General features: G+C 33.3%; 11 protein-coding genes, 1 riboswitch and 2 other annotated features. Of the genes, 8 read left to right on the forward strand and 3 right to left on the reverse strand.

Annotated features, from left to right (window positions below; all coding sequences use genetic code 11):
• Positions 1-188: 188 nt before the first annotated feature.
• Both ACSG5Z_RS04210 and ACSG5Z_RS04215 read right to left on the reverse strand, forming a co-directional pair.
• On the reverse strand, positions 189-1,556 hold the full coding sequence (locus ACSG5Z_RS04210) for an alanine/glycine:cation symporter family protein (RefSeq protein WP_000451054.1): 1,368 nt from the start codon (positions 1,554-1,556) through the stop codon (positions 189-191).
• A 107-nt stretch (positions 1,557-1,663) separates the two neighbouring features.
• A riboswitch (glycine riboswitch) is annotated at positions 1,664-1,784 on the reverse strand.
• A gap of 207 nt (positions 1,785-1,991) precedes the next feature.
• Positions 1,992-2,567, reverse strand: coding sequence for a hypothetical protein (locus tag ACSG5Z_RS04215; RefSeq protein WP_435710734.1), 576 nt, complete (start codon positions 2,565-2,567; stop codon positions 1,992-1,994).
• Positions 2,568-2,699: 132 nt separating this feature from the next.
• On the opposite strand from ACSG5Z_RS04215, the gene ACSG5Z_RS04220 reads away from it, so the two are divergent.
• From ACSG5Z_RS04220 to thrS, 4 genes are all read left to right on the forward strand, one after another.
• Positions 2,700-3,065: a hypothetical protein gene (locus tag ACSG5Z_RS04220; protein WP_435711251.1), complete on the forward strand. Its 366-nt coding sequence runs from the start codon at positions 2,700-2,702 to the stop codon at positions 3,063-3,065.
• Positions 3,066-3,271: 206 nt separating this feature from the next.
• Positions 3,272-3,892, forward strand: a complete 621-nt coding sequence (locus ACSG5Z_RS04225; RefSeq protein WP_435710735.1) for a DUF4937 domain-containing protein — start codon at positions 3,272-3,274, stop codon at positions 3,890-3,892.
• A gap of 183 nt (positions 3,893-4,075) precedes the next feature.
• Positions 4,076-4,783: a 23S rRNA pseudouridine(2604) synthase RluF gene (rluF, locus tag ACSG5Z_RS04230; RefSeq protein ID WP_001222161.1), complete on the forward strand. Its 708-nt coding sequence runs from the start codon at positions 4,076-4,078 to the stop codon at positions 4,781-4,783.
• A 125-nt stretch (positions 4,784-4,908) separates the two neighbouring features.
• Positions 4,909-5,132 (forward strand) — a binding site (T-box leader).
• 35 nt (positions 5,133-5,167) lie between these two features.
• Positions 5,168-5,390 (forward strand) — a binding site (T-box leader).
• Positions 5,391-5,434: 44 nt separating this feature from the next.
• A complete protein-coding gene (gene thrS, locus ACSG5Z_RS04235; protein WP_435710736.1) occupies positions 5,435-7,354 on the forward strand; it encodes a threonine--tRNA ligase in 1,920 nt (639 codons plus the stop codon).
• A 125-nt stretch (positions 7,355-7,479) separates the two neighbouring features.
• Here the strand turns inward: thrS and ACSG5Z_RS04240 are convergent, their stop codons facing one another.
• The gene (locus ACSG5Z_RS04240) at positions 7,480-7,962 is read right to left on the reverse strand and encodes a DUF2975 domain-containing protein (RefSeq protein WP_435710737.1); all 483 of its coding nucleotides are present in this window, start codon (positions 7,960-7,962) and stop codon (positions 7,480-7,482) included.
• A gap of 388 nt (positions 7,963-8,350) precedes the next feature.
• Here ACSG5Z_RS04240 and ACSG5Z_RS04245 point away from each other — a divergent pair, with 388 nt between their 5' ends.
• From ACSG5Z_RS04245 to ACSG5Z_RS04260, 4 genes are all read left to right on the forward strand, one after another.
• Positions 8,351-9,118: an ABC transporter ATP-binding protein gene (locus ACSG5Z_RS04245; RefSeq protein WP_000106412.1), complete on the forward strand. Its 768-nt coding sequence runs from the start codon at positions 8,351-8,353 to the stop codon at positions 9,116-9,118.
• An 11-nt stretch (positions 9,119-9,129) separates the two neighbouring features.
• Positions 9,130-11,013 carry an FtsX-like permease family protein gene (locus ACSG5Z_RS04250; RefSeq protein ID WP_147788055.1) on the forward strand — a complete coding sequence of 628 codons (1,884 nt, stop codon included), beginning with the start codon at positions 9,130-9,132 and terminating at the stop codon, positions 11,011-11,013.
• 273 nt (positions 11,014-11,286) lie between these two features.
• Entirely contained in the window at positions 11,287-12,318 is a 1,032-nt protein-coding gene (locus ACSG5Z_RS04255) for an alpha/beta hydrolase (protein WP_097907509.1), read from the forward strand.
• Positions 12,319-12,532: 214 nt separating this feature from the next.
• Complete coding sequence (locus ACSG5Z_RS04260; RefSeq protein WP_435710738.1) at positions 12,533-13,819, forward strand: MFS transporter; 1,287 nt, start codon at positions 12,533-12,535, stop codon at positions 13,817-13,819.
• Positions 13,820-13,860: the final 41 nt, after the last annotated feature.

The following is a 13,860-nucleotide window of genomic DNA, read 5'->3' on the forward strand; positions in this document are numbered from 1 at the left end:
GACACTTTAATGTCACATTCCTTTTCAACTATATAGTTAGACCATACGATTTATGTCATTTATGTGAAAAATTTTTAGTGGAATAAAAAAAGGGAAAGATCGATATAAATATATTTTTAATGACATTTACTGAGTTAGAAAACGAAAAAAGGAATGCTCATTATGTATGAGTCATTCCTTTTTTTATATTAACTTGCCTGTTTTTTATGACTTTCTTTCAATTTCTCTGCTTGTAAAAAGCGATTCGTTTCAGCAACAACAATACCACTTAACCCAATAAGGCCAATTAAGTTTGGAATCGCCATAAGTCCATTTGCAATATCAGCAAATGTCCATACGATACCTAGTTTTAAATTAGCCCCAATAGCAATCATGACGATAAAGATTGCTTTATAATATTTAACAGCACCTTCTCCAAATAAATAAGCCACGCACTTCTCGCCGTAATACGACCATCCTAAAATAGTAGAGTAGGCAAATAATATAATTGCGATACCAAGAATCATACTACCAGCAGTGCCAAATACAGATTGGAACGCAAGTGTTGTCGCTTCAACGCCAGTTTTACCTGATTTCCATGCACCTGTAGTAATTAATACTAGCCCTGTAATTGTACATACAATAAACGTATCTAGAAAAGTACCAGTCATAGAAACTAAAGCTTGCTTTGCAGGTGAATCTGTTTTTGCAGCCGCTGCAGCAATAGGGGCACTCCCTAAACCAGCTTCGTTTGCAAATACACCGCGCGCCATTCCGATTTGAATTGCAGATGCAATTGTTGCGCCAATAAAACCACCAGCAGCTGCAGTCCCATTGAATGCGCCAGAAAAAATAAGTGAGAATGCTTCTGGAATTTGATCGTAGTGATAGAAAATAATAATAAGCCCAGCAATGATATAAAAGAAAGCTTTAATAGGAACGATATATCCTGTCACTTTCCCGATTTTTTTCACACCGCCTAAAATAACAATGGCGATTAAAAACGACATAAATATACCAGTTAAAGCAGGAGGGAAAGAGAAATTAATTCGCATTGCCTCTGCAACTGAGTTAGATTGCACCATATTACCGATACCGAAAGAAGCAGTTGTGCCGAATATAGCGAATAAAACAGCAAGCCATTTCTTACCTAAACCACGTTCTAAATAGTACATTGGTCCACCTGAATATTCACCATTTTCATTACTAACACGGTATTTCACCGCAAGAATTGCTTCGGCATACTTTGTTGCCATACCGAACAAAGCAGTAATCCACATCCAAAAGATTGCACCGGGTCCACCAATCGTTACAGCAGTTGCAACACCGGCTATATTCCCCATACCTATCGTTGCCGCCATAGCTGTCATAAGTGCTTGGAAGTGGCTAATATCTCCAGAGGAAGATGTATCTTCTGATTTTTTAAAAGCTAGTTTGTGAGCGTATAATAGTTTACTAAACTGTAATCCTTTTAAACGAACTGTGAGAATGATACCAGTACCAACGAGTAACAACAACGTTGGTAATCCCCACACATAGTGATTGATTTGTTCTAATACTGTACTTACTGTCTCCATCTGTATTCTCCTTTTTATGAAAAAATAAAAACCACTTCAAGTAAATGAAATGGTCTCTGGAGAAACAAGGGATAGAAAAATAAACCGATACAAATCGGCATTTTCTTTCGCTTGTCTCTGTCCTTTTACCTGAGAGATTATCCGCTATAGTAGCGGATTTGCTCCTTCGGTGCTCTTTTTCCTCCGCGCTATATAAAAGCGAGAGGGAGTCTCTCCAGAGATTCGTCCCCATGCAGTTCTACTTGTAAACAAGACCTGAGAGTTTCAAAGTTGATTCAGCAACTTTTTGCCCCGTCGGTAGATCAATAGACCTTCTCCTGAATGGTTCATCCGAATTATAAAATTTATAAAAATATTGATTGTAAATCAATAAAAACATTATAGACAGACAAAATATGAATTGCAATCTTTTTTATTTTAAAATAGTAACCAGTTTTATTTTTTTGCAAGTCCTAATTTAACTTCAACTTCATTTAACGTAGATAAAGCGAGGACAATATGTTGGTCCGCAAGTCCTAAAGCATGTTTAGTATTTTCAATTGTTTCATTGGATGGAGTAGAGTTATTTGCTCCGTCTATAATTAAATTTGCTGCGTTTTTCATAAATTTAGAAGCAGTCTTAAATTCAGTTGTGAAATAAATTAGTTGTTCTTGTATTTGTACTTCCGATATATTTTCTTTAATTTTCACAGTGTCTATTTCGTTCATGATTTTTTCATATTGTTTGGAAATAGCAGTCATTGTGACTAATAGTTTATCTCTGTCTACTGAATCTCCGTTCGTGTTAATCTCTTCCCAGGCAGGCAACCAATCTTTTTCGATGATGTCATTATAATTTGTAGTTAATTCATCAATTTTTGGTTGTAATTTAGTTTTAAAACTTTTTGTATCAATTGTTTCTACGATAGTTTTTTCGTTATTATTTTTATCTTTAGTTGTGTAGAAAATCGTACAGGTAATAATAAAAATAGGAATAACGATTGTCCATTTATTAAAAAATAATTTCTTCAATGGGTAATACCTCCAAAAATAAATATCCTTTAATTATAATGTATAACAATAACATTGTTAATAATAGAGAATATAGTCTGGAATTAATTTTAATTATATTTTTTATATACACAAATAATCAAGATCAGTAAAATAATGAAAGTAATATGTGAGAAAAGAGGGTTTTTAGTGAAAATGAATAGAAGAAAACTAGTTTCAAATATTTCAACGGTTTTGTTATTAGCTGGTTTATTTACACTTATATATTTAGACAAAGAATCTAAAATTGAAGATTTTCCAGTACCAATGTCAGCAATTCATATTAACGATGATAAGGAAGAGGAGTATAAATATATAAGTGTAATGCCTATTACAAAGGCTAGTGGATGGGAGAACTTAGGGGAAAACGGACATACTGTTAGTTTTAAAAAAGAGGAGCGGAAGGTAACTGTATTACATTATCCAGGAGAAATTACATATTATTTATTTGAACAAAAGGTGAATAAGGAAGGGAGATAAGATAAAGTTGTAATTCGTTAAGGGTTACATATTTTCTTTTTATTCTGAATTATTTGAAATAAAACCAGATAGATGGTTTGATAGATATAGTGATAAATATGATTAGTTCTATATGCACATAAAGAGTAATGAGGAGATTATAAAAATATTATGTAAACTGAAAATTATAAGTGGAAGGTAAATTATATCCTAAGGGGGAGTTAAAAATGTTAATAAAAACAATCTACTGTAAAGTGGAAGAAGAGAAAAAAGAGTTATTTTCAAAAGCACAAGAAAAATGGCAAGCTATACAGCAGCTAGATGGATTTCATGGGCAATTTGGTGGATGGTATGAGGATGAGGCATGTGTATTTACTTTATGGGAAGATAGAAGTGCGTATCAATCATTTATGAATGCTGCTCACGATACCATTTATTTAAATAGTAATCAAGAGGATACGTTTCTTTCATGTGAAATTGAATTGTTTCAAACGTTGTATGATATAACTGATATGCCTTTGAAAGACGTAGTTACAGAAGGAACATTCGTAAGAGTTGCTATATGTGATGTAAAGGTGGGAAAGGAAAAGTATTTCTTACATAAACAAGAAACAATTTGGAATAAAGGGATGAAAAATGCAAAAGGGATGTTAGGTGGAGTTATTGGGAAGTCTTTAAAAACTGAAAATCGTTACATTGTGCTAACTTATTGGAAAGATGAAATGACGCATCAAAATTATGTAGAAGAGATTTTCCCTGAGTTGTTTAAACTAGCTAATATTCATGATGATTTAAAAGATATAAGAGGTAAACAAGCTATATGTAAGGAAGAGTGGCTTGTATATTAAGTGTACAAAACGTGCATAAATGAATGTGTAATAAAGATATTTTCTTATAAACGAGTAATTAATAGAAGACGTTATATACCCTTTCATGTTAATATATTTAAGTTATAATAGAAGGCTTACCCTTTTGTATTGTACGGTAGAAGCAGTGTGAGCTTGAATTTTTTTGAAAAGGATGTGCCTAATTTGCGTATCAATAAATTTATTAGTGAAGCTGGAAAAGCGTCTCGACGTGGAGCAGATAAACTAATTAATGAGAGAAGAGTAATTATTAACGGTAAGGTTGCAAAAATTGGTGACCAAGTAAATCCAGGTGATGATGTACGCGTAAATGGAGAGCAACTTCGTATTGCTCGAGATCACGTATATATCGCTTTAAATAAACCAGTAGGTATTACATGTACGAGTGAAAAAGCTGTAAAAGGTAATATTATCGATTTAGTGAATCATCCATTACGAATTAGTCACATTGGACGTCTTGATAAAGACTCAGACGGTTTAATTTTATTAACGAATGATGGTGATATTGTAAATGAAATTTTACGTGCTGAAAACAAACATGAAAAAGAATATATCGTTTCAGTAGATAAGCCAATTACACCTGATTTTCTAGAGAAAATGGCAGCTGGTGTGAAAATTTTAGGAACGAAAACGCTTCCTTGTGAGGTAACACAGTTATCAAAATATGAATTCCAAATTATTTTAACTCAAGGGTTGAATCGTCAAATTCGTCGTATGTGTGAAGCTTTAGGTTATCAAGTATACACTTTAAAGCGTACAAGAATTATGAATATAGAATTAAATAATTTACCTGTTGGACAGTGGAGAGATTTATCGAAGAAAGAGAAACGACGTCTATTTTCAGACTTAAATTACGAACCACAAGATTGGTAAAATTGAGAAGAGGAAACCAAAAATCTATTTTTGGTTTCTTTTTTTATTTAATAAAAAATCATTTTTAAACACTTGCAAAAATAAAATGAATAAGATATAGTAAATAACAATTAATGGATGTACTTTTAAAAGCAAAGAAAAGGACACGAGTTATTTTATCCGGTTATACAGAGAAGGAAGGAAAGCTGAGAACTTCCTAACGCAGAAAAATAACTTACCACCTTAGAGCTGCACTGGGGAAACTAAGTATCTAGTGCCGTGTAAGCGACGTTATCGCAAAAGAAGCCATTATGTTTTTTGTGATGGGAATCTGGGTGGAACCACGGATATAAGCATATTCGTCCCTATTTTAGGGATGAATATGCTTTTTTGTATTCAATTTCATAATAAGCGAAGAAAAGGACACGAGTTATTTTATCCGGTTATACAGAGAAGGAAGGAAAGCTGAGAACTTCCTAACGCAGAAAAATAACTTACCACCTTAGAGCTGCACTGGGGAAATTAAGTATCTAGTGCCGTGTAAACGACGTTACCGTAAAAGAAGCCATTGTATATTTACAATGGGAATCTGGGTGGAACCACGGGTAAAAGCACGCTCGTCCCTATTTTAGGGATGAGTGTGCTTTTTATTATGAAATGGAGAGATGAAAAATGAAAGAACAGATGATTGAAATGAAATTTCCGGATGGAAGCGTTAAAGAATTTGTAAAAGGAATTACTTTAGAAGAAATTGCGGGATCCATTAGCAGTAGTTTAAAAAAGAAAGCAGTCGCAGGGAAAGTAAATGATCAGTTATATGATTTACGCCGAAATATTGAAGAAAATGCGGAAGTAGAAATCGTTACTATAGATTCAAATGAAGGGGTAGAAATTGCAAGACACTCTGCGGCACATATTTTAGCGCAAGCTGTAAAGAGAATGCGTGGTAATGTAAACCTTGGTGTAGGACCTGTTATTGAAAATGGATTTTATTATGATATGGATCTTCCGAGTAGTGTAAACGTAGAAGATTTACCGGAAATCGAAAAAGAAATGAAAAAAATTATAAATGAAAATATAAAAATAGAGCGAGTTGAGGTTTCACGAGAAGAGGCAAAAAAACTGTTTCAAGAAATGAATGATCACCTGAAATTAGAATTGTTAGAAGCAATTCCTAGTGGGGAAAGTGTAACACTATATAAACAAGGTGAATTTGTAGACTTATGTAGAGGACCTCATTTACCGTCAACAGGCTATTTGAAAGCCTTCCAATTAACTCACGTTTCTGGTGCATATTGGCGAGGTGATAGTAACAATCAAGTGCTTCAGCGTATATATGGTGTTGCGTTCTCTTCTCAAAAAGAATTAGAAGATTATGTACATTTCGTTGAAGAAGCAGCAAAAAGAAATCATCGTAAATTAGGTAGTGAGCTGGAGTTATTTATGTTTTCTGAAGAGGCTCCGGGAATGCCATTTTATTTACCGAAAGGACAAATTATTCGTAATGAATTAGAAGCATTTTTAAGAGGAATTCAAAAAGAGTATAAGTATCAAGAAGTACGTACTCCGTTTATGATGAACCAAGAATTATGGGAGAAATCAGGACACTGGGGACATTACAAAGACAACATGTATTTCTCTGAAGTAGACAATAAAAGTTTCGCATTAAAACCAATGAACTGCCCAGGACATATGTTAATGTTCAAAAATAAATTACACTCTTATCGCGAATTGCCAATTCGTATGTGTGAGTTCGGTCAAGTACACCGACACGAATTTAGCGGGGCATTAAATGGATTATTAAGAGTACGTACTTTCTGCCAAGATGATGCTCATTTATTTGTAACTCCAGAACAAATTGAAGATGAAATTAAATCTGTAATGGCGCAAATTGATTACGTTTATAAAACTTTTGGATTCGAATATGAAGTAGAGCTTTCTACTCGTCCAGAAGATTCAATGGGTGATGATAAGTTGTGGGAGCAAGCAGAAGAGGCATTAGAAAATGTATTACATTCATTGAATTATAAATATAGACTAAATGAAGGTGACGGTGCCTTTTATGGACCGAAAATCGACTTCCATATTAAAGACGCTTTAAATAGAAGTCATCAGTGCGGGACAATCCAACTAGATTTCCAAATGCCAGAGAAGTTTGATTTAAATTATATAGATGAGAAGAATGAAAAGAGAAGACCAGTTGTCATTCACAGAGCAGTTTTAGGATCTTTAGACCGTTTCTTAGCGATATTAATTGAGCACTTTGGAGGCGCGTTCCCGGCATGGGTGGCACCGGTTCAAGTGAAGGTCATTCCAGTTTCGAATGCAGTCCATGTACAATACGCAGATGAGATTGCGGATAAATTAGCACAAGCTGGCATTCGTGTTGAAAGAGATGTACGAGATGAAAAGTTAGGATATAAAATAAGAGAAGCACAAATGCAAAAAGTTCCTTATGTTCTTGTTATTGGGGATAAGGAAATGGAGAACGGATCTGTAAATGTACGTAAATACGGTGAAGGCCAGTCAGAAGTTATTGAACTAAATGGGTTTGTGGAGAGTATAAAAGAGGAAATAAAAAATAAGAAATAGAGATTGATAATAAAATACACCATTAACATGTATTACTGAATTTAAACTCATTAAAGAACCATAATAAATGATGAAGGGATAGCTTAATCGCTATCCCTTCATCATTTATTGCCATATACTTCACTTCATACCGTTAAATCATTTTCTGATTTTATATTAATGGCTTCTTGTAAGAGCTTTTGGAGAACTGCAGCAAAAACAGCAATCACGATAGAGGAGAAAATAATGATCAATCCAATTGGTATAAAACTTGGAGGATCAATTTTTTTTGCCATAAGATTGTAAAGTGGCATACCTAGTATGTATATGGTACCGATAGTGAGGGCACAGTATTTTATATTTTTTAAAGCCTTTACTGATAATACCGAGAACGTTTTGTTCTTATCAATATAACTTAAAAGTTTAAAAACTTGATACAGAGCGAAGTAAAAAGGTATCGTCGCTACGTACATATCGATTAAAACGAGAGATTTCATATAAGCAATAGCTGGATACAATTCTCCAGCGAAATTCCCGATTTTAGGAACTAAAAATATGCACAATGCAAGTACTACTATACCTATAAAAACAATAGCTAGTTTTAAAAAGAGTGTTGTAACTTGTTTCATAAAAAGCACCTCGTTTATTTAATGACAACATGATTTTATCATATAATTTATCGTTTTAAAATAAAATTATATTGTTTTTTAACTTATTATTATTGTTATTTATGTATCCTATTAATTTTGATAAAAATAAAAAACTTGCTCATTACAAAGGAATCCGCCTTATGAAATGGTCTGTAAAATTTTTACCTTACAAAAATGTAAGGTAAATGTAAGCGAAATCGAAGGAACGAGTTTTAGAAAAGTGAGAATATGGAATAGGAAAAAGGTTTACGTAACTCGTGTAATCCTTTCTGATTGAAAAGTTTAAAAATTATTAAGGATTTACATGAGAAAAAGATAAGAAATATGTGAGAAATTAATTTTATACAAAAGGGATGGAGTGAAAGAGATGTCAACAAATGTAGTTACTGTAGAACGTGTAGAAAAAACGTATGGGAAAAGAAATGAGAATCAGTCAAAAGCGTTAAGGGGTGTGTCATTAAGTATTAAAGAAGGGGAATTCGTCGGGATTATGGGTCCTTCTGGATCTGGAAAAACGACTTTACTTAATGTGATTAGTACATTGGATCAAGCAACGGGTGGCAGTGTGACAATAGCTGGTACAAATATTACTTCTATGAAGGGGAATGCATTATCTGATTTTCGATCTCAAAAATTAGGATTCATTTTTCAAGATTTTAACTTACTAGAAAACTTATCAATTTATGAAAATATCGCTTTACCACTTTCTCTGCAAGGCGTACCTTCAAGTGAGATTACGGGGAAGGTAAATGAGGTTGCAAAGAAATTAGGGATTACTGAAATTTTAACGAAATATCCAACTGCTGTTTCTGGTGGACAAAAGCAAAGAACGGCGGCAGCACGAGCTTTAGTACATAATCCAGCAATCGTATTAGCAGATGAACCGACAGGTGCGCTTGATAGTAAAAATGCAAAAAGCTTATTAGAAGCGATGCAAGATTTACATGAAAATCACAATGTAAGTATTTTGATGGTTACACACGATGCATTTAGCGCGAGTTATTGTGAACGTATTTTATTTATTCAAGACGGTCTTCTTTATAAAGAGTTAAAGCGTCAAGGAACGCGAGAAAATTTCTATCAAGACATTTTAGGCGTGCTCGCTCATATGGGCTCAGCTGCTGAGTCTAAGTAGGGGGCGAGACTATGTTATTCAAATTATCACGTCATAGTATGAAAAAGATGTTAAAAGATTATATGGTTTTACTTATTGGTCTCGTTATTAGTATTAGTATTTTCTACATGTTCCAAACGATGGCGATGAATAGTGAATTTACGAAGGATAATAGTCTTATTGGTAGTATTAGACTCGTATTTTGGGTAGGTGCCATACTATTATCTTTCATTACTGTATTTTATATTATATATGCCAATTCTTTCTTACTCACATTAAGAAGAAAAGAACTCGGTATGTACATGATGCTCGGTGCGAAAAAGAAAAAAGTAGCACAGTTATTATTTATTGAAACATTCGGTATGGGTATTGTCAGTATTATTATCGGGATCTTAGTAGGGATGTTACTTGCAAGTGTAGCAGGAAACTTTTTAATGAATGGTATGGAAATTTCAGCAAAAGGTAGTTATTCATCTGTATATACACCAGCAATCTTAGTTACAGCTATTTTCTTCTTAATACTATTTTTTATTACTGGTTTAATGAATAGCATCCGTTTATTACGTAAAACAGAATTAGAATTAATACGTGAAGATGAAACACTAGATGAAGTGAAGAAAAGTAAAACTCGCATTATTATAATGACTGTACTTGGTGTATTACTAGTAAGTACAGGATATTATTTTATGGTAAATATAAAAATGTTTGCTGAACTTGGTTTTATAATAGCGACAATCGTTACAACACTCGGAACATATTTTATCTTTAGTTCATTGCTTCCATTTTTTGTGATGAAAATTAAAGGGAATAAAAAACGAAATGAAACGGGCTTAAATAGTTTTACATATGCACAGCTACGCTTTCGAGTAAATAGTTTATCGAGAGTATTAGGTACCGTAGCGATGTTAATTGCATTAGGTGCAGGTGCGATGACGGCAGGGATGGCGTTCCAAAAAAATGTAGGTATTATGACAGACTTCTCTCGTGTATATGATGTCGTAATTCATGATCCAAATGATCAAGATAAAGCAGCCTTAAAAGAAATGGAAATTGTGGAAGAAAGCAAGTATAAGTATAAAGTAGATGGAGAAGCGGTTTATTATTTACGTAACGACTTAACTGAGAAACCACCACTTGTTTCAGACCACTTTGATACAAAAACTTTAAAAGAACCTGCTCGTAAACGTGTGGCTGAACCTTTAACTGAACCTGTTTATTCTGCTTTGGAAGCTCCTGAAGCAGCCAATAAACTTCCTCGTATGCCAAGGGATTGGGAAGATGCGGTTGTAAGAGAAATACAAATTACACATAATCAATTTAACGGAAAACCTGTAAGGATTGCAGATGAAGAACACTACAAAGCAGTTCAAGGAACGGAACATAGTGTAACATTAGCAAAAGTAGATGATATGAAAAAATATAAACCGTTGTTAATTGAAATAGACAAGAGACAAAAAGAACAAATTGAAAAAACAACAGGTGCAAAAGTAGACTTATTTACGAAAATGACAATTTATCAGTTTATGAACAGTTTCATGAGTGGAACAATGTTTATGGGATTTTTCCTCGGAATTGCCTTTTTAGCGATGATGGCAAGTTCTCTTATGTTCAAAATATTAACAGGTGCTTCTCGTGACGTACGCCGTTATGAAATGTTACGAAAAATCGGTGTGAGACGTAGTATGTTAACGAAAAGTATATATAAAGAAATTTCATATTTATTTATCTTCCCAGCGATTATTGGAATTTCCCACGTGTTAGTAGGGCTTAACTTATTTAGCTTTATATTAGTTGACCCGTTTGTAAAGGTGTGGGTGCCGATAGGGATTTTCTTAGTCATTTATTTCATCTATTACTGGATTACTGTCCAGCTTTATAAAGGTATGGTAATGCCGAAAGAAGAAGTAGCGAAATAGTTAAAGGAAAAAAGTCTTTGTTTTGAAAACAAGGGCTTTTTTCTTTATTTTTAATACATTGTGACCGAGTCTTTCTATAAAATTTATATTGAAAATTAAGAAAATATTAAGAGTTTATATAGGGGAAAGTTAAGAAGTGTATGGGATATTAAAAATGTGCAAACGAGCAAGATGAAATTAGAGAGAGAAATTGTTATATATTCATATTATTTTGAGGGAGTTTTACAGAATTAAATTGATGTTTTTATAAATTTAAAAGAAAGGAGACTACTTATGAAGAAGATAAAAAAATTAATAAAACTTATTGGTGCCATCACTACACTATTATTAATCGTAGCACTAATATTTCCTACATGGACTTCGCAAATAAAGGGGAAGAACAGTATAAACATATTAGAGCAAGTAGAGATAAATGGCAGTGGTCATGAAATTATGATACGCGGCAAAGATAGGAACAATCCAGTTATTATTTTTGTACATGGTGGACCAGGAACTTCAGAAATACCATATGCTCAAAAATACCAAAACTTATTGGAAGAGAAATTCACAGTTGTTAATTACGATCAAAGAGCGAGCGGGAAGTCGTATCATTTCTTTGAAGACTATTCGAACCTTATATCAGATCTTCTTGTAGAAGACTTATTAGCTATGACAGATTATATTTCAAACCGTCTTGGTCGAGAAAAAATAATATTGGTTGGTCATTCTTACGGTACATATATTGGAATGCAAGCTGCCAATAAAGCCCCGGAAAAATTTGAAGCATATGTTGGCATCGGGCAAATGAGTGATACAGTAGAAAGTGAAATCGATAGTTTAAACTATGTGGTTGAACAGGCACAAAAAGCTGGGAATACAGATGAGGTGTCCTATTTAAATGGGTTGACTGAAAAAATTAAAAATGGCGATACATACACTCCGAGAAATTATGTTGCGAAATATGGTGGAACATCAAGACTCATTGAAAATCCAGATGGTGATAACATCGGAATGTTACTCAGTAATGAATATAACTTGTTAGACGTAATTCGTTATAACGTTGGATTATCACATTCTCAAACTGTCTTATTAGAAAAGGATTTAAAGAATCCATTGCCTACTAAGGTGACTAAAATGAAGCTACCGCTTTATTTCCTTATGGGGAAATATGACTATAACACTTCATATCATGCAGCAAAAACATATTTTGATACGATTGAAGCAGGTCAAAAAGAATTTATTACTTTTGAGAAGTCAGCTCATTATCCACAATTTGAAGAGGAAGAAAAATTTTATAATTGGATGTGCGATACATTCGTAAAATAAATAAAGTGTATCCGAACTTTAGAAAATTATAATAGTTAGCGAGACGTATAAAGACATTTAGATGCATAGTATTAACTGAAGCGAAGTTAAATAAAAAGACTCTTGATAAAAAACAAGAGTCTTTTTTATATTGTTCTCTATACAGAAGGAAAAGATTGGATAATGGTCGAAAAATATAATATAACTTCCAATAAATGACTGGAAAAATAAAATTTTGTCGAGAGAAAGGGTTAGAAGTATGAAAGAAATGCTACAGTTATTTCGTAACAAAGTGTATGCCCGTTTTTTTCTAGCAAATATTTTAGAGCGACTCGGTTCTATGATTGCTGGAGTTTCTTTAATGTTTTATTTGCTAGATCAATACGGAAAACAACCAGTTTACGCAACGATGACACAAATTATGATTGCATTACCTGCATTAATCTTTTTTCTATTAGTAGGGACAATAGTAGATCGTTTTGATAGACAACGTATTTGTACGGTAAGTAACATATGTTGTTCGCTTTGTAATATCGGAATTCTAATTTCGCTTTATTACGGGATGATTATACTTGTCTTTATATTTTTATTTTTGGAGAATGCATGTATACAATTTTTCTCTCCATCAGAACAGTCGATGATACAGGGAGTAGTTGAATCAGACCAATACGGTGCAGCAGCAGGTTTGAATCAAATGGTAAATAGTTTGTATGCTTTGTTTGGTGTAGGAATTGCAACGATGGTGTACTGGACTTTTGGAATTTACGGGAGTATTTTAGTAAATACGCTCACCTTTATTATAAGTGGTATTTTGATTCAAACGATTTCAATTCCAGAAAGAGTTCGTTTACCAAATGGTAGAATAAAATGGAAAGAAGTGAATTTGAAAATGTTAATAACAGAGTTTCAAGGAGGGATTAAGTATATATACCAAAATGACACTTTAAAAAAATTACTTTTAGGATTTATCGTATTTGGACTATTAAATGGTATTTTAAGCGTATCTACTACTTACATATTAAAATACAAATTGGCACTGGAAACGTATGAAAGTTTAGCGATGGTGGGTGGTGTAGTTGGAGGAATTTCATTACTAATTGGAAGTATAGTAGCAACAAGTGTAGGTAAGAAATATGCATCTAAACCTATTATTGTATTTGGTATGGCGGGCTCAGGGGTCTTTTTCGGTATGTGTTACTTTGTAAACTACGTATGGTCTTTTTACGTATGTATCGCTTTTGCGACTTTCTTTTTACCGTTTATTAATGTTGCAATCATGGGCTGGATGTATGAAATTGTAGAAGAATCATTCATGGGACGTGTTCAAAGTTTACTTAGTCCATTAACGACAGGATTTCAGCTGTTATCTCTCGGTGCGATAGCGATGTTGTTCCCGAAATGGATTCGTGCAGATACGTTATATATTATTTTATTTAGTTTATTATTTTTTGTTACGTGTTTATATCAAGCTATTTTACCTAGTGGAAAGAAGCAGGTGCAAAGTATAGCTGAAGAGATGTAATATCTGGTTTTTTGTTTCTGAATATTCTATCGGATAGTAAG

This window comes from Bacillus pretiosus, from assembly GCF_051294775.1.
Taxonomy (GTDB): domain Bacteria; phylum Bacillota; class Bacilli; order Bacillales; family Bacillaceae_G; genus Bacillus_A; species Bacillus_A wiedmannii.